The organism is Leifsonia shinshuensis (assembly GCF_013410375.1).
Taxonomy (GTDB): domain Bacteria; phylum Actinomycetota; class Actinomycetes; order Actinomycetales; family Microbacteriaceae; genus Leifsonia; species Leifsonia shinshuensis.
In genome coordinates this window covers 417,958-438,714 of sequence record NZ_JACCFL010000001.1, presented here as the reverse complement: position 1 = coordinate 438,714, position 20,757 = coordinate 417,958, and the positions used below count along the sequence as shown (strand labels likewise).

General features: G+C 71.9%; 19 protein-coding genes. 9 read left to right on the top strand and 10 right to left on the bottom strand.

Translation table 11 applies throughout. The annotated features are described in order from the left end of the window. The first annotated feature begins 6 nt into the window (after positions 1–6). The 4 genes from HNR13_RS21960 to HNR13_RS02150 all read left to right on the top strand — a co-directional run bounded on the left by HNR13_RS21960 (position 7) and on the right by HNR13_RS02150 (position 4,778). Positions 7–1,632, top strand: coding sequence for an MGH1-like glycoside hydrolase domain-containing protein (locus HNR13_RS21960; RefSeq protein WP_179604229.1), 1,626 nt, complete (start codon positions 7–9; stop codon positions 1,630–1,632). 97 nt (positions 1,633–1,729) lie between these two features. Further along, entirely contained in the window at positions 1,730–3,037 is a 1,308-nt protein-coding gene (locus HNR13_RS02160) for an ABC transporter substrate-binding protein (RefSeq protein WP_179604228.1), read from the top strand. A 2-nt stretch (positions 3,038–3,039) separates the two neighbouring features. Beyond that, entirely contained in the window at positions 3,040–3,960 is a 921-nt protein-coding gene (locus tag HNR13_RS02155) for a carbohydrate ABC transporter permease (RefSeq protein ID WP_179604227.1), read from the top strand. After that, positions 3,957–4,778, top strand: coding sequence for a carbohydrate ABC transporter permease (locus HNR13_RS02150; protein ID WP_343063414.1), 822 nt, complete (start codon positions 3,957–3,959; stop codon positions 4,776–4,778). The genes HNR13_RS02155 and HNR13_RS02150 overlap by 4 nt, the downstream gene beginning before the upstream one ends. Positions 4,779–4,781: 3 nt before the next feature. Here the strand turns inward: HNR13_RS02150 and HNR13_RS02145 are convergent, their stop codons facing one another. Then, complete coding sequence (locus HNR13_RS02145) at positions 4,782–6,014, bottom strand: endo-1,4-beta-xylanase (RefSeq protein WP_179604226.1); 1,233 nt, start codon at positions 6,012–6,014, stop codon at positions 4,782–4,784. A gap of 133 nt (positions 6,015–6,147) precedes the next feature. After that, positions 6,148–6,807, bottom strand: coding sequence for a GntR family transcriptional regulator (locus tag HNR13_RS02140; RefSeq protein ID WP_179604225.1), 660 nt, complete (start codon positions 6,805–6,807; stop codon positions 6,148–6,150). Between the two features lie 151 nt (positions 6,808–6,958). On the opposite strand from HNR13_RS02140, the gene HNR13_RS02135 reads away from it, so the two are divergent. The 5 genes from HNR13_RS02135 to HNR13_RS02115 are packed head-to-tail and all read left to right on the top strand — an operon-like array spanning position 6,959 to position 13,908. After that, positions 6,959–9,001, top strand: coding sequence for a beta-galactosidase (locus HNR13_RS02135; RefSeq protein WP_179604224.1), 2,043 nt, complete (start codon positions 6,959–6,961; stop codon positions 8,999–9,001). Then, complete coding sequence (gene gcvPA, locus HNR13_RS02130; protein WP_179604223.1) at positions 8,998–10,374, top strand: aminomethyl-transferring glycine dehydrogenase subunit GcvPA; 1,377 nt, start codon at positions 8,998–9,000, stop codon at positions 10,372–10,374. Before HNR13_RS02135 ends, gcvPA begins: the two co-directional genes overlap by 4 nt. Then, positions 10,371–11,984, top strand: a complete 1,614-nt coding sequence (gcvPB, locus tag HNR13_RS02125) for an aminomethyl-transferring glycine dehydrogenase subunit GcvPB (protein ID WP_179604222.1) — start codon at positions 10,371–10,373, stop codon at positions 11,982–11,984. Before gcvPA ends, gcvPB begins: the two co-directional genes overlap by 4 nt. Further along, positions 11,981–13,159, top strand: a complete 1,179-nt coding sequence (locus HNR13_RS02120; RefSeq protein ID WP_179604221.1) for an NAD(+)/NADH kinase — start codon at positions 11,981–11,983, stop codon at positions 13,157–13,159. The genes gcvPB and HNR13_RS02120 overlap by 4 nt, the downstream gene beginning before the upstream one ends. Then, positions 13,150–13,908, top strand: coding sequence for an SDR family NAD(P)-dependent oxidoreductase (locus HNR13_RS02115; RefSeq protein ID WP_179604220.1), 759 nt, complete (start codon positions 13,150–13,152; stop codon positions 13,906–13,908). The genes HNR13_RS02120 and HNR13_RS02115 overlap by 10 nt, the downstream gene beginning before the upstream one ends. Positions 13,909–13,979: 71 nt before the next feature. Here the strand turns inward: HNR13_RS02115 and csrA are convergent, their stop codons facing one another. The 8 genes from csrA to fliO form a co-directional block, all read right to left on the bottom strand. Beyond that, positions 13,980–14,213: a carbon storage regulator CsrA gene (csrA, locus tag HNR13_RS02110; RefSeq protein WP_179604219.1), complete on the bottom strand. Its 234-nt coding sequence runs from the start codon at positions 14,211–14,213 to the stop codon at positions 13,980–13,982. Between the two features lie 69 nt (positions 14,214–14,282). After that, positions 14,283–15,068 (bottom strand): hypothetical protein, encoded by a 786-nt coding sequence (locus tag HNR13_RS02105; RefSeq protein WP_179604218.1) that lies wholly within the window; start codon positions 15,066–15,068, stop codon positions 14,283–14,285. Beyond that, on the bottom strand, positions 15,046–17,094 hold the full coding sequence (gene flhA / locus HNR13_RS02100; protein WP_179604217.1) for a flagellar biosynthesis protein FlhA: 2,049 nt from the start codon (positions 17,092–17,094) through the stop codon (positions 15,046–15,048). Before flhA ends, HNR13_RS02105 begins: the two co-directional genes overlap by 23 nt. Further along, positions 17,091–18,218: an EscU/YscU/HrcU family type III secretion system export apparatus switch protein gene (locus tag HNR13_RS02095; RefSeq protein WP_179604216.1), complete on the bottom strand. Its 1,128-nt coding sequence runs from the start codon at positions 18,216–18,218 to the stop codon at positions 17,091–17,093. The genes flhA and HNR13_RS02095 overlap by 4 nt, the downstream gene beginning before the upstream one ends. Further along, positions 18,215–18,976 (bottom strand): flagellar biosynthetic protein FliR, encoded by a 762-nt coding sequence (locus tag HNR13_RS02090; RefSeq protein WP_179604215.1) that lies wholly within the window; start codon positions 18,974–18,976, stop codon positions 18,215–18,217. The genes HNR13_RS02095 and HNR13_RS02090 overlap by 4 nt, the downstream gene beginning before the upstream one ends. After that, positions 18,976–19,251, bottom strand: coding sequence for a flagellar biosynthetic protein FliQ (locus HNR13_RS02085; RefSeq protein WP_179604214.1), 276 nt, complete (start codon positions 19,249–19,251; stop codon positions 18,976–18,978). The genes HNR13_RS02090 and HNR13_RS02085 overlap by 1 nt, the downstream gene beginning before the upstream one ends. Beyond that, entirely contained in the window at positions 19,248–20,099 is an 852-nt protein-coding gene (gene fliP / locus HNR13_RS02080) for a flagellar type III secretion system pore protein FliP (RefSeq protein ID WP_382313827.1), read from the bottom strand. Before fliP ends, HNR13_RS02085 begins: the two co-directional genes overlap by 4 nt. 29 nt (positions 20,100–20,128) lie before the next feature. Next, the gene (gene fliO, locus HNR13_RS02075; protein ID WP_179604213.1) at positions 20,129–20,641 is read right to left on the bottom strand and encodes a flagellar biosynthetic protein FliO; all 513 of its coding nucleotides are present in this window, start codon (positions 20,639–20,641) and stop codon (positions 20,129–20,131) included. Positions 20,642–20,757 lie beyond the last annotated feature (116 nt).

The following is a 20,757-nucleotide window of genomic DNA, read 5'->3' as shown; positions in this document are numbered from 1 at the left end:
GGGCTCGTGGCCGATCCGCGAGCCGTCGGCGACCGCGTGGCGCCTTTCCTCGACCTGGTGTCGGCGCCGTTCACGCTGCCGGGGTCGCGGATCCTGGTGTTCCGGGAGGGGGACGCCCTCACGATCCGGCTCGCGGAGTACGAGCGCGACCTGGACGACTGCGTGCTGGTGCGGACGCTCCGGGTCCTCGACGGCGACGGGCGCGCGACTCCGGTCTCGTCCGTGCGTCCCGACCGCATCGGGTTCGGCGGCGTCACGCTCACCTTCGACGGGCCGTCCGCGGTGAGCGTCGGCGGCGACGGAGCCTGGACCGTGGAGGTCGAGCTCCCGTCGGGCGACGCGCCCCTCCTGCTCTCCTCGGCCGACGGCGCCGTGCGGATCGCCGCGGACGGCATCTCCCGCGACGGCGTCCACCACGACGCCCTCGCGACGACGGCGCGGGTCTGGGACGACTGGCTCGCCCGCACGCCGCAGGTCCGCGACGACCTGGCCGACATGACCGCGTTCTGCTGGTGGGTGCTCGGGGCGAACATCGTCTCGCTGCCGGGCCGCGGCGCCCGCGCGGTCGTGCCCTCGAAGATCGGCTACGTCGGGCTCTGGCAGTGGGACGCTTACTTCATCGCGTCCGGTCTGCGGCACGGCGGCCCCGACCTGGCGCGGGAGCAACTGGAGCTGGCCTTCGGCTTCCCGGGCGCCGACGGGCAGCTCCCCGATGTCGTGCACGACGAGGGCATCCTCGCGTCGAGCGACGACCTCCCGCCGGCCGACCGCGAGAACCTGCGCCGCGCGGGCTCGGCGATCGCCGACCCGAGCGCGCCCATCCCGCTCACGAAGCCGCCGCTCGCCGCGTGGGCGCTGCGCCGGCTCGAAGGCTACGTGGACGACCCGGCGTTCTTCGACACGGCCTGGGCGGTCGTCGCCCGCAGCCAGGACTGGTGGTTCGCCCGCTCCGACCTCGACGGCGACGGCATGCCGGAGTACGGCCACCCGTATTCGTCGGGCCTGGACGACAGCCCGGTCTTCGACGCCGAGCTGCCGGTGGCGTCGCCCGACCTCGCGGCCTACCTGATCCTGCAGGACGACCTGCTCGCGGCGCGGGCGCGCGCGGTCGGCGATGCGGACGCCGCCTCACGTCACGCCGAGCGGGCCGCCCGGACGCTCTCGCTGCTGGAGTCGATGTGGGACGAGTCGGCGGGATACTTCCGCTCGTACGGCGCCGGCTCCCCGATCGACGCCGAGACGGCCGTGTCACTGCTGCCGCTGCTCACCGGTCGCCTGCCGGGGACGTACGTGGCCGGCATCCTCGCCGCACTGGACGACCCGGCCCGGTTCGCGACCACCTGGACCGTGCCGACCGTGGCACGCCGGGAGGCCTCCTACTCGGACGAGCGGATGTGGCGCGGCCCAGTCTGGGTCAACGTCAACGCCCTCCTGGCGGAGGGGCTGGCGGTGTCCGGGCACGCCGAACGCGCGCGGGCGCTCGTCGAGGAGACGCTGCGGCTCGTCATGCACGGCGGCGGCCCGCACGAGTACTACAACCCGTCGACCGGCGCCAAGGCGCCGCGGGCGACCACCGCGTTCGGCTGGTCGGCGGCGCTCTTCGTGGATCTGGCGGTGCAAGTCAGCGGCTGAGCGCCAAGGCGCTGCCCGGCGACGCGGTCCCGTGCTCCTCCCGTTCCATCCGTTCCATTTCTCGTTCCAACACACGTTCCGACGACAAAGGAGTCCCATGAAACGCCTGCGCACCCTCGTCCCGCTGGCCGCCGCCATCCTCGCCCTCACCGGCTGTGCGATGGCCGGCTCCCCCGCCTCCGGTCCCGCGAAGCTCGACCCGAACGCCACGCCGTCCGGCACGATCACCGTCTGGTCCTGGGACGCCGCGGCGACCGCGCTCAAGCGGCTCGCGGGCGAGTACCAGCACAAGCACCCCGGCACGACGGTGAAGGTGGTCGACGTCGGCTACGACAACGCCTACGACAAGCTCTCGGTCGGCCTCCAGGCGGGCACCGGCCTGCCGGACGTCGTGACGATGGAGACCGACCACACCCCGGGCTACCTCACCCAGTTCCCGAAGGGCTTCATCGATCTCACCCCGGTGATCGGCGGCAAGAAGGCCGACTTCGACCCGTCCAAGTGGGCGGCGGCCACCGACGCCTCCGGCGCGATCAAGGCCGCGCCCTGGGACTCCGGCACGGTCGGCCTCTTCTACCGCTCCGACTACCTGCAGCAGGCCGGCGTCGACCCCGCCTCGCTCGGCACCTGGGACGACCTGGTCGGCGCGGGCGAGAAGATCAAGACGGCGACCGGCCACACGCTGGTGACCGCTGACGTCGCGACCGGCGGCCTCTTCCAGATGCTCCTCCAGCAGCAGGGCTCCGGCCTGTTCGACGCGAAGGGCCGCATCACGGTCTCCGGGCCGAAGGCGGTCGCCGCGCTCACCCTGGAGAAGGAGCTCAACGACAAGGGCCTCCTGAAGAACGTCAAGGGCTGGGACGCGCGCGTCACGAGCGCCAAGAACGGCGACTCCGCGGTCACCCCGGAGGCGGTCTGGTGGACCGCCACGCTCACCGGCGAGGCGCCGGAGCTGAGCGGGAAGTACGGCGTCACCGAGCTGCCCGCGTTCGCGAGCGGCGGCGCTCGCACCTCCAACAACGGCGGCTCCAGCCTCGCGGTGCCCGCGCAGGCGAAGAACCCGCAGCTGGCGGCCTCGTTCGTCTCGTTCGCCCTCGCCGACAGCGGCAACCAGGTGTCGATGATGAAGAAGGACGGGCTCTTCCCCGCGTACCTGCCCGCGCTCAAGGACGCCTTCTTCTCGCAGCCCGACCCGTACTTCGGCGGCCAGAAGGTCTATGCGCTGTTCGCCGAGCAGACCGCGAAGATCCCGCCGATCGCGTACACCTCCGACACCGCGAAGGCGACCGACATCGTCGGCGCCGCCGTCGCCGCGTCCGTGCTGGGCGGCAAGGATCCGGCCGCGGCGCTGAAGGACGCTGCGCAGCAGATCGCCACGGCCACCGGCCGCACGATCGCGGGCTGAGCATGGTCGCCGTCGACACGGTCGCCCGGGGTCGCACGGCACGGTCCGCCGGGTCACGGTCGCTGGGGCGCAGGCTCCAGCGACCGGGCGCCTGGTTTGCCCTGCCCGCCGCGGTCCTGTTCGCCGTCTTCTTCGCGTACCCGCTCGTGATCTCGCTGTGGCAGAGCTTCTTCAGCACGCAGGGCGGCGAACTGCGCTGGGTCGGCCTCGACCAGTACGTCCGGCTGTTCCGCGACCCGCTCGTCGCCACGAGCCTCGGGAACGCGTTCCTCATCCTGCTCGTGCAGGTGCCGCTGATGATCGGCATCGCCCTCGGGCTTGCGTACGTGCTCAACCAGACCTGGCTCCGGTTCCGCTCCGGCTTCCGGCTGCTCTACTTCCTGCCGGCCGTGACCACGCTCGTCGCGTACTCGGTGGTGTTCCGGGTGCTGCTCACCACCGACGGCGGCGCCGTCAACCAGCTGCTCGGGCTGTTCGGCGTCGCGCCGGTGGACTGGCTGGACAGCGAGCTCTGGGCGCGTGTGGCGCTCATCGCCTCGATCACCTGGCGGTGGACCGGCTACAACATGGTCATCCTGCTCGCCGGCCTGCAGAGCATCCCGGCCGAGCAGTACGAGGCGGCGCGCATGGACGGCGCCGGACGCTGGACGACCTTCGCCCGGGTGGTCGTGCCGCAGCTGCGCCCGGCGATCGTGTTCACCACGGTGACCTCGACCATCGGCGCGCTCCAGCTGTTCGACGAGAACGTCATCCTCACCGGCGGAGGGCCGAACAACGCGACCCTCACGCCCGTGCTCTACCTGTACAAGGTCGGCTTCCAGCAGTTCGACCCCGGCTACGCGTCGGCGATCGCCTGGCTGCTCGTGCTCATCACCGGTGTCATCTCGATCATCCAGTTCCGTCTTCTGAGGGAGAAGAAGTGATCCGCGCGCTGCGCCACGTCCCCGTCTACGTCCTGCTCGCCGCCGGCGCCGTCCTCAGCGTCGTGCCGTTCCTCTGGATGCTGACGGCCTCCACGCACACGACCGCCGACCTGTTCGCGCGGCCGCTGCCGATCCTCCCGGGCAGCCAGCTCTGGGCGAACCTGGCCCGGCTGCAGGAGCAGACGGGATTCGGTCAGGTGATGCTGAACAGCCTCCTGATCGCGGTGATCTACACCGTGTTCAGCTCGGCGGTGAGCGTCCTCGCCGGCTACGGGCTGGCCAAGTTCCGGTTCCGCGGCCGCGGCCTGCTGCTCGCCGTCGTGCTCGGGACCATGATGATCCCGATGCAGGTGCTGCTCGTTCCGCTCTTCCAGATGATGGCGAGCCTCGGCTGGATCGACACCTACCAGGCGGTCATCCTGCCGTTCCTCGCGAACGCGTTCGGGATCTTCCTGATGCGCCAGGCGTTCCTCGACTTCCCCGACACGATCGTGGAGGCGGCCCGCATCGACGGCGCCGGCGAACTGCGCACGTTCTACCGCGTCGTCCTCCCGATCGCGCGGCCGCAGTTGGCGGCGCTCGTGATCTACACGTTCGTCAGTCAGTGGAACGCGTTCATCTGGCCGCTGCTGATGCTCAACACGGAGGACAAGTACACGATCCCGGTCGCCCTCAACACGATGATCGGGCTGTCCCGTGTCGACTACTCGGGCCTGATGCTGGGCTCGTTGCTCGCCACCCTGCCGCTGCTGGTGATCTTCCTGCTGTTCCAGCGGCAGTTCGTATCCGGGCTGCTGGGCGGAGCGGTGAAGGGCTGAGGATCAGGATGCCGCCGGGGTGACGACGACGGCGGACTCCTCGCCGCGCCCGACCTCGAACGCCGCCCTCGCGGCGTCGGCGTCCGCCGCGACCGCGTAGCCACCCGCGACGCCCTCGACCCGGATCCGGCCGGCGTGGTCGGTTCGCACTCGCGTCGGCCACGTCCACCACTCGTCCCGGATCAGCCGGTCCAGCACGTCGTAGCCCGGCTTCGGCGAGCCGTCGGCCCGGACCAGCCCGGAGGGCGCGCCCAGCCAGGCGCCGGCGTCCGAGAAGCCCCAGTAGGTGATCGACTCGACCGCGGGATGGCCGAAGAGCGAGCGGTAGTGGCGTTCCAGGTCATCGGCCTGGCGGGCCTCCCCCTCGGGCGTCGTGGGCCACTCCTCGATCCGGTAGTCGTTGAGGTCCTCGATCTCGGGCGGCATCAGGTGGCCGGAGACGAACGTCGTCTCGGTGAGCTGCAGCGGGAGGCCGAACCGGGCGAAGCGGTCGACGATCGACAGGATCTCCTCCTCGCCGCGGTACCCCTGGTGCATGTGGGTCTGGAGGCCGATCGCGTCGATGCCCACTCCGCCGGCCAGCGCCTCCTCGATCACCTTCTCGTAGTCCGCCGAGAGGTCGAAGTCGTTGATGACGAGGGTCGCGTCGGGGTTCGCGGCATGCGCCTCCTCGAACGCCAGCCGGATCAGGTGCTGGCGGCCGCGGGCCGCGGCGAGCGGGGTGATCGCGTTCGCGCCGTTGGCGAAGACCGGCATGATGACGGTCTCGTTGATCGCGTCCCAGAGCTGGATGACATCGGCGAAGTCCGCGACGACGTCGCGCACACGCGTCCGGAGCAGCCGCTCCACCTCATCGTTCCCGCCGGCCTCCAGCAGCCAATCGGGCTGCACGGTGTGCCAGACCAGCGGATGGCCCTTCACCCGCACGCCCTGCCCGACCAGCCAGGAGGCCGTCTCGTGGAGGCGCGGCGCGCGCGTCCGGCCGCGCTCCGGCTCGAAGACGCCCCAGTAGAACGGGAGGGTCGCCTGGTTGAACAGCCGCAGCCACGGCTCCGCGCCCGCGAAACCATGCTCGACGAAGTCGAAGCCGATGTTGCCGAAGCCGAAGGCGTGCGAGCGCTGCTCGACCGTCACCTCGCGGTCGGCGAGCGGCGAGCCGTCCGGGCCGACGAGCGTGACCACCGTGCTCCCGGTGCGGTGAGCGGGCGCGGACGCGGGACTGCTGACGACCTCCATGCGCCCACGCTACCGGGGCGGCACGTACTCGCGATTCGTCACGAATCGCGAGTTTGACGACGCTAATGCCGCGATTTGTGCCGAATCAACGCTAGGCGCGACCGTGACGAATGTGGGCGCGGATGAACCGGCGTCAGCTCAGCCGCTCCCAGTCGATCCCGGCGTCCGCCAGCAGGCGGCGCATCCCGTTCGTCCAGTTCTCCGCCAGCGCGGCCTTGGCGGCCGGGACGTCGCGCTCCACGAGGTGGCGGGCGATCTGCGCGTGCTCCTCGGCCGAGCGCTCCACGAGCACATCGTCGCCCACCAGAAGGCTCTCGTAGCGGTGGATGGCGCTGCGGACCTGGGCGATCTGCTCCAGGAGCTTCCGGTTCGGGCAGGCGCTCAGCATGAGGTTGTGCCACTCGTCGTCCTTGCGGTTGACGACGGCGTGCTCGGCGAGGTCCTCCGTGAAGGCCGCGGCCAGGGCGGCGAGGCGCTGGCCGAGGGCCGCGAGCTCGTCGACCGGAGACAGGTCGAGCGCCAGGCCCTCCAGCGTGACGATGATCGGGCAGAGGTCCTCGAACTCCTGCGCGCTGAGCGGGACGAAGCGGAAGCCCTTGCCGTTCTCGCTCTCGATCTGGCCCTCGCTCTCGAGGGCGATCAGGGCCTCCCGGAGCGGCGTGCGGGACACGCCGAGCTCGGCGGCGAGCTGCACCTCGTTGATGCTCTCGCCCGGGCGGACGTCCCCGGCGCGCATGCGCGTGAGCAGCTCCTCGCGCACCTGGGAACGCAGGTTCTTGCGCTCGATCGCCATGTGACCCTCCCGGCCGGACTCGTGGTCGCCAGCTTAGGGCTTGACCCGTCGCTTCGATCCCTTTAGCGTTACTGTATACAGAATACAGTCGACACCTCGGCGACACAAGGAATCGACCACAGAAACGTCAGCACGAAGTAAGAGGAGACCGATGACGATCCCCGCGCCCCGGAGCATCCGGCTCGACGCGCTCGCCTACGGCGGCGACTACAACCCCGACCAGTGGACGGAAGACGTCTGGGCCGAGGACGTCCGTCTGATGGTGGAGGCCGGCGTCAACATCGTCACCCTCCCGGTGTTCTCCTGGCCACTGCTGGAGCCGGAGCCCGGCCGCTGGGACTTCGCGGGTCTCGACACGATCATCGACCTGCTCTGGGCGAACGGCATCGCCGTCGACCTCGCCACCGCCACCGCGACGCCCCCGGCCTGGCTCGTCCGCGAGCACCCGGAGGTACTGCCCTGGAACGCCGACGGCGTCCGGCTGGAGTTCGGGTCGCGGCAGTCGTACTGCCCGAGCTCTCCCGTGTTCCGCGCGGCCGCCCTCCGCCTCACCCGCGCGCTCGCCGAGCGCTACGGCGACCACCCGGCCCTCGCGCTCTGGCACGTCTCGAACGAGTACGGCGACCACGTCGCGCGCTGCTGGTGCCCGGAGTCGGCGCGGCACTTCCGCCGCTGGCTCCAGGCCCGCTACGGCGACATCGCCGGCCTCAACGAGGCCTGGGGCACGAGCTGCTGGGGCCAGCACTACCTCGACTTCGAGCAGATCGAGCCGCCGCGCACCGCGACCGGGCCGATCAACCCGGCGCAGGTCGTCGACTTCGAGCGGTTCTCCTCCGACGCCCTCCTCGAGCTGTTCCAGTCCGAGGTCGACGTGCTGCGGGAGGTCACGCCCGACATCGCGGTGACCACCAACTTCATGAGCCTGTTCCGCGAGCTGGACTACTGGGACTTCGCCGACGCCGAGGACCTGGTCACCGACGACGCCTATCCCGACCCCGCCGACCCGCACGCGCACGTCGGCGCCGCGCTCAACTACGGGCTGATGCGCAGCCTGAAGGACGGCCGGCCCTGGCTGCTGCTGGAGCAGGCGCCGAGCGCGGTGAGCTGGCGGGACGTCAACGTGCCCAAGGCGCCGGGCCAGCTGCGGCTCGGCAGCCTCCAGGCAGTCGCGCACGGGTCGGACGGCGTGATGTTCTTCCAGTGGCGGCAGGCGAAGTTCGGGCCGGAAAAGTTCCATTCGGCCATGCTCGGCCACCGCGGCGAGCGCAGCCGCAGCTACCGGGAGTCGAAGGCGCTCGGCGCGGAGCTGAAGAAGCTGGAGCCCGTCCGCGGCACGCGCGTGCGCTCCACGGTCGCCCTCGTCGCCGACTGGGACGCATGGTGGGGCGTGACCCAGACCGAGTCGATGCCGTCGCAGCGGCTGAACTGGCTGACCGAGGCGCGCGCCTGGCACGCCGCCGCGTTCGCCCTCGGGCAGCCGGTGGACGTCGCGCGGGCGGGCGGCCCGTTCGGATCGCACCGGGTCGTGCTCATCCCCAACCTGTACGCGGCGACCGCCGAGCAGGCGGAGGCGCTGACGGCGTTCGTCGCCGCGGGCGGCCACCTGGTGGTCGGGCCGTTCTCCGGCGTCGTCGACCACCGCGAGCAGGTGCACGACGGCGGAGCGCCCGGACCGCTGCGCGAACTCCTCGGCGTGGAGGTGGACGAGTGGTGGCCGCTCGCCGACGGCGCCCAGCGCACGGTCGAGCTCGGCGGGGTCGTCCACTCGACCCGCGTGTGGGGCGAGTGGATCGAGGCCGCTCCCGGCACGGACGTCCGCGCCCGCTTCGCCGACGGCGACCTCGCCGGCCTCCCCGCCCTCACCCGCCGCGCGCACGGCGACGGCGCCGCCTGGTACCTCGCGGCCGGGCTGGACGACGCCGGGATGCGCGCCGTCCTCTCGGACGTGTTCGCCGCCGCCGGCGTCGAGGCCCGCGAGCCCGACACCTCCCTCGAGCTCGTCACCCGCACCGACGGGACCACCGACTTCACCTTCGTGCTCAACCACGGCCGGGAGGCGCGGACCGCTCCGCGCATCCCGGGCGGCGTCGACCTGCTCACCGGCGCGGCCGCCGGCGACGGTCTGCCGCTCGACGCGTTCGGCGTCGCCGTGATCCAGCACCCGACCCGCACCGACAGCGAGAGGCAAGCATGACCCACCCCTTCGTCCATCCGTACGTGCCGAACACGGCGCCCGAGTCGCGGCAGGCCATGCTCGACGCGGTCGGCGCGGCCTCCGTGGAGGAGTTCTACGCCGACGTCCCCGCCGACCTGCGGCTCGGCCGCGACCTCGACCTCCCGGAGCCGCTGATCGCGGAGCAGGACCTCGTCCGCCACGTCGGCGGCCTGCTGCGCCGCAATCGCGCGGTGGAGCCCGGCCGCCTGTTCCTCGGCGCGGGCACCTACAACCACGCGGTGCCCGCCGTCGTCGACGAGGTCATCAACCGGAGCGAGTTCCTCACCGCGTACGCCGGCGAGCCGTACGAGGACCACGGCCGATTCCAGGCGCTGTTCCAGTACCAGTCGCTGATGGGCGAGCTGCTGAACCTCGACGTCGTGAACGTACCCACCTATGACGGTTACCAGGCGGCGGCGACCGCGCTCGCGATGGCGACGCGGATCACCGGCCGCCGCGGCATCGTGCTGGTCAGCGACGCGCACCCGGACAAGCTGTCGAAGGTGCGGGACTACCTGCTCCCGGTCGCGGACCTGACGATCGTCCCGACCGTCGACGGCGTGGCCGACGTTGCCGCTGCCGCTGCGCTGATCGGCGTGGACACCGCGGCCGTCTGGGTCGAGACGCCCAGCTTCCACGGCGCGCTGGAGACGGCGGTCCGAGAGCTCGCCGACGCCGCGCACGCGGCCGGTGCGGTGCTGGTCGCGGGGACCGACCCGATCGGGCTGGGCGTCCTCGCCTCCCCGGCCGACCACGGCGCGGACATCGTCCACGGGGACATCCAGTCGCTCGGCCTGCACCCGTGGTTCGGCGGCGCGCACGGCGGCTTCATCGCCGTCCGCGACGACACCCGGTTCGTGATGGAGATGCCGTCGCGACTCTTCGGGTTGGAGTCCACCGACGTGCCCGGCGAGTACGGCTTCGGCGATGTCGCCTACGACCGCACCTCCTTCGCCGTGCGCGAAGAGGGCAAGGAGTGGGTCGGCACCGCCGCGGCGCTGTGGGGCATCGCCGCCGGCGTGTACCTCGCGCTGATGGGGCCGCAGGGCATGGCCGAGCTCGGCGACACCCTCATGTCGCGAACGGCATATGCCCGCCAGGCGCTCACCGCGCTGCCCGGCGTGGAGGCGGCGGACGGCGCCATCCACTTCCGCGAGTTCGTGCTCGACCTGAGCGCCGCCTCCCTCACCGCGCCGGAGCTCGTGGCCGCGCTGCGCGCCCGCGGCTTCGAGCCCGGCCTCGCATTGGATGACATGCGCCTCCTGGTATGCGTCACCGAGCAGAACACCCAGACCGACATCGACGACCTCGCCGCCGCGTTCGGCGCCGCCCTGAAGGAGAACGCACGATGACGCTCCCCGTCGCCCCCAAGCCCGCTCTGCGGCGCTTCCACCAGGCCCGCTGGGACGAGCCGATCGTCTTCGAGCTGCACACGCCCGGCGAGCGCGGCGTGATCCCGTCGCGCACCGAAGACGGCGTGCGCGCCGCCGTGGGCGACGTGGTCGCCGAGCTGCCGGCCTCGCTGCGCCGCGGCTCCGCGCCCGCGCTCCCCGAACTCGGCCAGCTGCGGGTGCTCAAGCACTACCTCCGGCTCAGCCAGGAGAACCTCGGCGCCGACCTCAACGTCGACGTGGGCCAGGGCACCTGCACCATGAAGTACGCGCCGAAGGTCAACGAGGCGATCATCCGCACCCCCGACCTGACCGAGCTGCACCCGCTGCAGGACCCCGAGACCGCGCAGGGCGTGCTGGAGATCGTCTGGCGCACCGAGCGGATGCTCGCGGAGATCTCCGGGATGAGCCGCGTCTCGCTCCAGACGAGCGGCGGCTCGGAGGCGATCTGGGCGAACATCTCGATGATCCGCGCTTACCACGCCTCGCGCGGCGAGTCGGAGCAGCGTGACGAGGTGATCACCACGATCTTCTCGCACCCGTCCAACGCCGCCGCCGCGAAGATGGCCGGCTACAAGGTCATCACGATCTTCCCGGACGCCGACGGCTACCCCGACGTGGAGGCGCTGCGCGCGGCCCTCTCCGAGCGCACGGCCGCGATCATGGTCACCAACCCCGAGGACACCGGCATCTACAACCCGCGGATTCGCGAGTGGGTGGAGCTGGCGCACTCGGTCGGCGCGCTGGCCTCGTACGACCAGGCCAACGCGAACGGCATCCTCGGCATCACCCGCGCCCGCGACGCCGGCTTCGACGTGTGCCACTTCAACCTGCACAAGACGTTCGGCACGCCGCACGGCTGCGGCGGTCCCGGCTCCGGCGCCAACGCGGTGTCCGAGGCGCTGGCGCCGTTCCTGCCCGGCCCCGTAGTCGAGAAGGTCGGCGACCGGTACGTCCTCGACACGGACCGCCCGCAGTCGATCGGCTCGGTCGCGCCCTTCTACGGCGTCATCCCGAACATCGTGCGCACCTACGCCTGGCTGCGCGCGCTCGGAGCGCCCGGGCTGCGGGCGGTGGCGGAGACCGCCGTGCTGAACAACAACTACCTGATGAAGCTCGTCCTCGACATCCCCGGCGCCAGCGCTCCGTACGCGACCGGCCGGCGGCGCATCGAGCAGGTGCGCTACTCCTGGCAGGAGCTGTTCGAGGAGACCGGCATCAGCTCGGAGGAGATCGGCATCCGGGCGAGCGACTTCGGGATGCACTACTGGACCAGCCACCACCCGTACGTGGTGCCGCAGCCGTTCACGCTGGAGCCGACCGAGTCGTACTCGAAGGCCGAGCTGGAGGAGTACGCGCGCGTGCTCGCCGAGGTGGCCCGGGAGGCGCGGGAGACCCCGGAGGTCGTCCGCACCGCCCCGCACAACCAGACCGTGCACCACACGCACCACGACGACCTGGACGACCCGGAGCGCTGGGCCGTGACCTGGCGCGCGTACCGGCGCAAGCACTTCGGCGAGGGCGCGGCCGTCGAGTCGTCGGCGGTCGAGCGGGAAGCAGCGGTCGTGTGACGATCGGTCTCATCGTGAACCCGGTCGCCGGCCTCGGCGGCCCGACCGGGCTCGCCGGCAGCGACGGCGTCGCGGTGCAGCAGGAGGCGCTGCGCCGCGGCGGCCGTCGCCGTGCGGGCGACCGGGCGGTGGAGGCGCTGCGGGTGCTCGCGGCGGCGTGGCCGGACGCTGCGGTGCCGACCGCGGCGGGCCCGCTGGGGGAGGACGCGGTGCGGGAGGCCGGGCTCATGCCACAGGTGGCATATGTGCCGGCGGCAGCACCATCCCCCGTCACGACCCCGGACGACACCGCCCGCGCCGCCGCCGCCCTCGCCGCGGCCGGGGCCACCCTGATCCTGTTCGCCGGCGGCGACGGCACCGCCCGGGACGTCGCCCGCGGGCTGCCGCACTCCCCCGCCCTCCCCCTCCTCGGCATCCCCGCCGGCGTGAAGATGTACTCCGCCTGCTTCGCCGTCGGCCCCGCCGCGGCGGGCGCCGTCGCCGCGGACTGGCTCCGGTCTCCGCTCACCACCGCCGAGGCCGAGGTGCTCGACCTCGACGAAGAACTCCTGCGCGCCGGTCGCCCCGACCCGCGCCTGTTCGCGCTGGTCCCGGTCCCCGTCGCCGCGGGACGCACGCAGGCGCGCAAGGCCGCCACACCCGCGAGCGCCCGGGAGGCGGTCCGCCGCGCCGCGGCCGGCGCCGTCGACCGGATGCGTCCCGGCGTCCGCTACCTGATCGGCCCAGGCGGCACCACCGCCGAGCTGGGGCGCCTCCTCGGACTGGACACGTCGCCGCTCGGCGTGGACGTCGTCACCATCGACGCCGACCGGAACAGCCGTCTCCTCGCCCGCGACGTCACCGAGCAGCAGGCCTTCGAGGCCGTCCGGGATCACGACGCCCAGGCGATCGTCACCGTCATCGGCGGCCAGGGCTTCCTGCTCGGCCGCGGCAACCAGCAGCTGTCGGCGCGCGTCGTCGCGGCGCTGGGCGCCTCTCCGCTGCTCGTGGTCGCCACGGAGCAGAAGCTCATCGACCTCGCCGGACGGCCGCTCCTGGTCGACACCGGCGACCCGGCTCTCGACCTGCGGCTGGCCGGTCACGTCCGCGTGACCACCGGACCCGGCAGCGCGAGCCTCTACCCTGTCAGTGCCGCGTCAGCGGCCCCCACCGAAGGAGTACCCGAATGCGTCTAGCCGGCAAGTCCGCCATCGTCACCGGAGGAGCGGGCGGCATCGGCCGCGCGACCTCCCTCGCCTTCGCGGCGGAGGGCGCCCGCGTCGCCGTCGTCGACCTGCAGCAGGAGGCGGCGGAGGCCGTCGCCGCCGAGATCCGCGCGGCGGGGGGCGAGGCGATCGCGCTCGGCGCCGATGTCTCCGCCGAGGCCGACGTGGAGCGCGTGGTCGCCGCCGTCGTCGAGGCCTTCGGGGGCGTGGACGTCTCGTTCAACAACGCGGGCATCATCCGCCGCACCACCGCGGTCGAGACGACCGTCGAGGAGTGGGACCGCGTCTTCGGCGTCAACGTCCGCGGCGTCTTCCTGATGTGCAAGCACGTCGTCCCGGTGATGGCCGCGGCGGTCAAAGGCTCGATCATCAACACCGGCAGCGGCTGGGGCCTGAAGGGCGGCGGCCAGGCGATCTCCTACTGCGCTTCCAAGGGCGCGGTCGTGAACATGACCCGCGCGCTCGCGATCGACCACGGCCCGCAGGGCATCCGCGTCAACTCGATCAACCCGGGCGACGTGAACACCGGGATGCTGCGCGACGAGGCCCGCCAGCTCGGCCAGGAGACCGGCTCGTTCCTCGCGGAGGCCGCCGAGCGGCCGCTGCGCCGCATGGGCGAGCCCGCCGAGATCGCCGCAGCCGTGGTCTGGCTGGCCAGCGACGAGTCGTCCTACGTCACCGGAACCGCGCTCGTCGCCGACGGCGGAGGAATCGCCTGACCCAGCCATCCGTTCCGGAGAAGTGCACGCTCACCACCGGCGTGTCGCGTGCATTTCTCCGGAGTCGACGGTCAGAGGCCGAGGGACTTCTTGATCAGGGTCTCGGGGTCGTCGTCGGCGGTGGCGGCGGCGGCCTCCTGGTTGGCCTCGCTGACGGCCTTCACGACCTCGTCGCGCTGGATGCGGATGCCGCGCGGGGCGTCGATGCCGATGCGCACGCCGTCGCCGCGGACGTCCAGGATGGTGACGACGATGTCGTCCCCGATGAGCACGCGCTCACCGGCCTTCCTCGTCAATACCAGCATTGGACCAGCCTATCGGGGAGCGGTCCGGCCGGGCACTCCCGCGCGGGTCAGCCGGCCGAGCCACCCAGCTCAACCCGCCGGAGGGGTGTCGAGCCAGAGCAGCGGGAGGCCGAGCGCGCCGACCGCCCAGGGCGTCGCGGTGAGAGCGCCGTTGCGGGCCGCGAGGCCGTCGACGGCGAGCACCGCGTCCACCGCGCGCACCCAGACGGCGGTGTCGTCGAGCTTCCGGCTGGCGTCGACGGCGGCCCACACTTGGTCAGGGGCGATGGAGGCCAGGGCCGCGGCGAGCGCGGGCACCGCGTCGACCCGCGGCAGCTCGACCACGCCGACGATCGGGCGCTCCTGCCGGACGCCCTCGGCACGGGCGGCGAGCGCCTCGCGCCGGTCGCCGACCGGGAGCACCTCGGCGTCCACGGAGGCCGCCAGCACGCGTGCGGCGTCGGCCGCGTCGGAACCGAGCCCGACGACCAGCGTCAGGTCGCCTTTGCCGCGCAGCCGGGCGGGCGCGGCCCGGCGCAGCACACCATCCCTCGCCGTCTCCGGCGGCGTGGCGTGCGCACCCTCGCCACCGGGTGCAGCGTCGAAGGGCACATGAGCACCCTCAACGGCCTCCGGCAGCGCCGATGACGCGCCTTCCGACGGGTCGGCGGAAGGCGACGGAGTGGGCACCGCAACCGCCCCCGGGTCCGGCTCGTCCAGCCCCAGCCGCAGCCCGCTCAGATCCGGCGCGTCCACCGCGCGCACCAGGTCGTCCAGGATGGCCGCGAACGCCTGCGACGACGTCGACACCGCGGGCAGCACCTCCGCCTCCAGGTCGTCCCCGCCCAGCCACTCAGGCCGCGATCGACTCCGCACCCCTCACCACCCCGACCGTCTCGATCGCGGCGGGGACCGCGGTGACCTCCTGGTAGCTCAGCACCGCGAGCCCCGAGAGCTGACCGGCGACCAGGCGCCGGATCGCCGGCCGGAGCGCGGGCGCGCACACCAGGACGGCCGATACGTTCGCATCGTCGAGCTGCGAGGCGGTGAGCCGGATCGACGACAGCACCGCCTCCAGCCGGGCCGGGTCGAGCACGATCTGCATGCCGCTCTCCGACGGCCGCAGGCCCTCCAGCATCGACTGCTCGAGCCCGGGGTCGATCATGATGACCCGCAGCGTCCCGTTGTCGACGTGGGGCGCGACCACGGCGGGACCGAGCGCGGCACGCGCGGCCTCCACCAGCCCCTCGGGGTCGTTGGACACCTTCGCCCGCAGCGCCAGCGCCTCGAGGATGCGCGGCAGGTCGTTGATCGGCACCTGCTCGGCCAGCAGGCCCTGCAGCACCCGCTGCACCTCCGCCAGCGACAGCAGGTTCGGGATCAGCTCCTCCACCGCCGGCGCGTTCACCTGCTTGACGCCCTCGGTCAGCTGCCGCACGTCCTCCCGGGTCAGCAGCCGTGCCGCGTTGTTGGTGATGATCGACGACAGGTGCGTGATGAGGACGGACACCCGGTCGATGACCGTCGCGCCGCCGAGCTCCGCGCTGTGCCGCATCTCGGACGGGATCCACTTGGCCGGGAGGCCGAACACCGGCTCCACGGTGGGCGTGCCCGGCAGGTTGTCGAGCGCGTCGCCGAGCGCCAGCACGCGGCCGCCCGGCGCCTGGCCGCGGCCGGACTCCACGCCGGCGATCTTGATGACGTAGGTGGAGGGCGGCAGGTCGGCGCTGTCCCTGGTCCGCACGGGTGGCACGATCAGGCCGAGCTCGAGCGCGATCTTGCGGCGCAGCGCCCGCACCCGGGCGAGCAGGTCGTCCGAGGCGCCGCTCACGATGTCGACCAGGTCCGGCGCCAGGGTGATCTCCAGCGCGTGGATGCGCATGGCGTCGATCAGGTCCTCCGTGGTCTCGGTCTTGGCCGCGTTCTGGACCGCCGCCTGGGCGGCCTTCGCCTTCTTCTCCGCCGCCTGGGAGGTCTTGATCCGCTGCGCCGCCAGCACCAGGAGCCCGCCGACGAGCACGAACGGGATGGGCGGCATCCCGGGGATGAGCGCCATGACGATGGCCGCGCAGCCCGCGATGGTCAGCGCGTTGCGCGACTGGCTGAGCTGGCTGCCCGCGGTCGTGCCCATCTCGGTCTCGGCGTTCGACCGGGTGACGATCATACCGGTGGAGACCGCCATCAGCAGCGCGGGGATCTGCGTGACGAGGCCGTCGCCGATGGTCAGCAGCGTGTAGGAGTTGACCGCGTCGCCGAGCTGCATGCCGCGCTGGATCATGCCGATCGCGATGCCGCCGACCACGTTGATGACGATGATGAGGATGCCGGCGATCGCGTCGCCCTTCACGAACTTGCTCGCGCCGTCCATCGCGCCGTAGAAGTCGGCTTCGGCGGACACCTCGGCGCGGCGGGTGCGGGCCTGCTCCTCGGTGATGAGCCCCGCGTTGAGGTCGGCGTCGATCGCCATCTGCTTGCCCGGCATGGCGTCTAGCGTGAAGCGCGCGCCGACCTCCGCGACGCGCTCGGCGCCCTTCGTCACCACGATGAACTGGATGACGATGAGGATGAGGAACACCACCGCGCCGATGATGATCGAGCCGCCGACCGCGACGTGGCCGAACGCCTGGATCACCTGGCCGGCGTAGCCGTCGCCGAGCACCAGCCGGGTCGACGCGACGTTCAGGCCGAGCCGGAACAGCGTCGCGACGAGCAGCAGCGACGGGAACACCGAGAAGTCCAACGGCTTCTTGACGAACATCGTGGTCAGCAGGATGACCAGCGCAAGCATGATGTTGACGATGATGAGCGTGTCGAGGAGCCAGGCGGGCACCGGCACCACGAGCAGCATGATGATGCCGACGACGCCGATCGGCACCGCGACCTTGCTCGCTGTGGACTTCATCGGAGACCTCCTGCGGTTGCGGGCGTGGCGAAGTGCGCGGGGACGGGCGACGGATCCGGCAGCGTGTGGACGCCGGCGGCGGCGCCGCGCGCCTTGAGGGACATGACGAACGCCAGGACGCGCGCGACGGCGTTGTAGAGCTCGACGGGGATCTCGTCGCCGAGCTTGCACGCGGAGTGCAGGGCGCGCGCGAGCGGGATGTCCTTGACCACGGGCACGCGCTCCTCCTCGGCCTTCTCGCGGATCTTCAGCGCGATCGCGCCGGCGCCGGTCGCGACGACGCGCGGGGCGGACTTGCCGGGCTCGTATTTGATCGCGACGGCGATGTGGGTCGGGTTGACCAGCACGACGTCCGCGCCGCCGATCGCGGCGATCATGCGGTTGCGGCTCATCGCGAGCTGGCGGGAGCGCCGCTGCGACCGGATCAGCGGATCGCCGTCGGAGTTCTTGTGCTCGTCGCGCACCTCGCGCTTGGTCATCCGGGTGTGCTTGCGGTTGCGGCGCATCACGACCAGCACGTCCAGGCCCGCGAGCACGAGGCCCGCGCCGATCGCGGCCTGCAGGAGGCCGGCGGCGCCCGAGCCGGCGGCCGACAGCAGCGACGAGAGCGGCAGCATCCCGGACGTCAGCAGCACCGGCATCAGCCCCTGCACGACGAGGAAGAGCCCGATCCCGACCACCGCTGACTTCAGCAGGGTCTTGGCCGCCTCCCAGAGGGCGCGCATCCCGAACACGCGGGCGACGCCGCTGAGGATGTTGAACTGCTCGAACTTGGCCGTCGGCCGCTTGAAGTGGATGCCGCCCTGCACCGCGGCGGCCCCGATCACGGCAATGGCGCCGACCGCGAGCATCGGCGCGATCGTGTCCATGACGCTGCCGAGCCCCTGACCCATCGCGGCGAGGGCCTTCGCCGGGTCCGGGCTCTCGATCACCGAGCGCACGGTGAAGAGCTGGTCGACCGCCGCGTCGCTGCCCTTCTGGAGGGTCAGCGGCAGCATGATCGCGGCGGCGCCGACGCCGACCCAGGCGGTGAGGTCGGTGGACTTGGAGAGGCGGCCCTTGGAGCGGGCCTCCTTCATCCGTTTGTCCGTCGCCTGTTCGGTGCGTTCCTGCGCGTCGCTCACCTCGTCACCCCCAGCATGGTCTTGACGGCGGTGTCGGTGATCGAGGAGACCACCCCGGGGAGCGTGACGAACACGACGGCGGACAGCACCACCGTGAGCATGATCTTGAGCGGGAAGCCGAGGGCGAAGGCGTTGAGCGCCGGCGCCACGCGGGTGAGCAGGCCGAGCGCCATGTCGGCCATGAACAGCACGATGATGAGCGGCCCGGCGATCTGCAGCGCGGACAGGAACATCTGGGTGACGCCGGAGACCATCGCCTTCGCCGGGTCGGCGAGGTCGATCCCCGCGGCGAGCGGCACGGCGTCGAAGGTGCGCACCAGGCCGCCGATGATGAGCTGGTAGCCGCCGGTCGCGAACAGCAGCGCGAGCGCGGTCAGCTGGAACATCCGGGTGAACTGGGCGCCGTTGATCATCGACTGCGGGTCGAACGCCTGCGCGAGCTGGAAGCCGCCGAACAGGTCGATCAGGCTGCCTGCCGACTGGATCGCGGCGAACACGACGAACACCAGGAAGCCGAGCGTCGCGCCGACGGCGAGCTCGCGCACCATGTCGAGCAGGAAGGCGCCGAGGTCGCCCGAGTGGTAGCCGGCGCCGACCCGGGGTGCGACCGCGACCGCCAGGCCGATCGCGAGCATCCCCTTCACCTGGGCCGGGAAGCCGTTGTAGGAGAACGGCGGCGCGATCACGAGGAACGCGACCATCCGCAGCGACGCCAGCGCGACCGCCTCGATGAGGGCCAGGTCGATGGGGATGGACATCAGCCGCCGCCGAGCAGGGTCGGGATCTTCTCGAACAGCACGTGCGTGAAGGAGATCAGCTCGGAGATCATCCACTGCCCGCAGATGATGAGCGCGATGGCGACGGCGGCCGCCTTCGGCACGAAAGAGAGGGTCACCTCCTGGATCTGGGTGATCGACTGGACCAGCGAGATCGCGAACCCGACGACCAGCGCGGTGACCACGATCGGCGCGGCCAGCTTCGCGGTGATGAGGAGGCCCTGCATGGCGATGTCGAGGACCGCGTTCGCGTTCATCCGCCGCCCCGGTAGCTCGTGATGAGGCTCGTGATGATGAGCCCCCAGCCGTCGACCAGCACGAACAGCAGGATCTTGAACGGCAGCGAGATCATCACCGGCGGGAGCATCATCATGCCCATCGACATCAGCGCCGCCGACACCACCATGTCGATCACCAGGAAGGGCACGAAGATGACGAAGCCGATGATGAACGCGGCGCGCAGCTCGGAGATCATGAAGGCCGGGATCAGCGTGAGCATCGGCACGGACGCCGCGCTCGCCGGGTTCGGCCGGCCCGCCGCGCGCGTCATGAGCGCGATGTCCTCCTCGCGGGTGTGCGCGGTCATGAAGTGCCGCAGCGGCGCCTCGGCGGCGTGCAGGGCGGCGGTGAAGTCGATGTGCCCGGCCAGGTAGGGCTGCACGGCGGTGGTGTTGATGTCCGCCAGCACCGGGCTCATGATGAACAGGCTGAGGAACAGGGAGAGGCCGGCCAGGACCTGGTTGGGCGGGATGGACGGCAGCGCGAGCGCGTTCCGGGTGATCGCCAGGACGACGAAGATCTTGGTGAACGACGACATCATCAGCAGCAGCGCGGGCGCGACCGAGAGCACGGTGATCCCGACGAGGGTCAGGATGGCCGTGCTCGGCGTCCCGTTCGGGCCGTTGATGTCGAGGGTGATGCCGCCACCTCCGCCGCTGCCCGGGCCCGCGGGCCCGCTCGGCGTCGGGACGGGCGTCGGGACGGCGTGCGCGGAGGCCGCGGAGAGCAGGACGAAGGCCGCCGCGATCAGGGTGACCAGCACCGTCGCCACGGCGAGGCGCGGCAGGAGGGCGCCGGCCCGACCGAGGTTCGGCGACCGGAACAGAGGTGCGCGCAGCCCGGCGCGCGTCGCCGTCACTTCTTGGGCCGCACCGCCAAGCCCGCCTGCCGCCACGTCGCGGGTGACAGGATCGAGCCTTTGAGTGCCTCGTCGAAGACCGAGGCGCGTCCCTGCGCCGTGAGGAAGTCGGCATCCTGCCTGGTGTCCGTGGAGCCCGTCGCCATCGCGGTCGCCGTCTCCGGCGCCGCCGTCGCGGCCGAGGGCACGTCCTTGGCGAACGTCCTGCGCACCGGGATCAGAGGGGTCACCTCTGCGTCCGCCTCCTGCGGACGGGCTCCGGAGTGCAGCACGCTCACCTGTCGCTCGGTGACGCCGAGGACGAACCGGTTGCCGTCCACATCCACGACGACGACCGAGGCCTTCGGCCCGACCCCCTGGCGCCCGACGACCGACACGGCGTTCCCTCGCCGGGTGCGGCCGCCGCGGACCCCGCGTCCCTTGGTGACGCGGCGCTGCACGAACCACAGCAGCCCGACGATCACGCCGAGGACGACGAGCACCCGAAGTGCGACGAACAGGGTCTCCACGGACGCCACTATCGGCCGGGCGGGGCGGCCCGTTAGCAACTGCCGAGTACGCAGATTCTCTGCGTACTCGACGGTTGCCACCGTAATTCGGGCGTACTCGACGGTGGCGCGGAGCA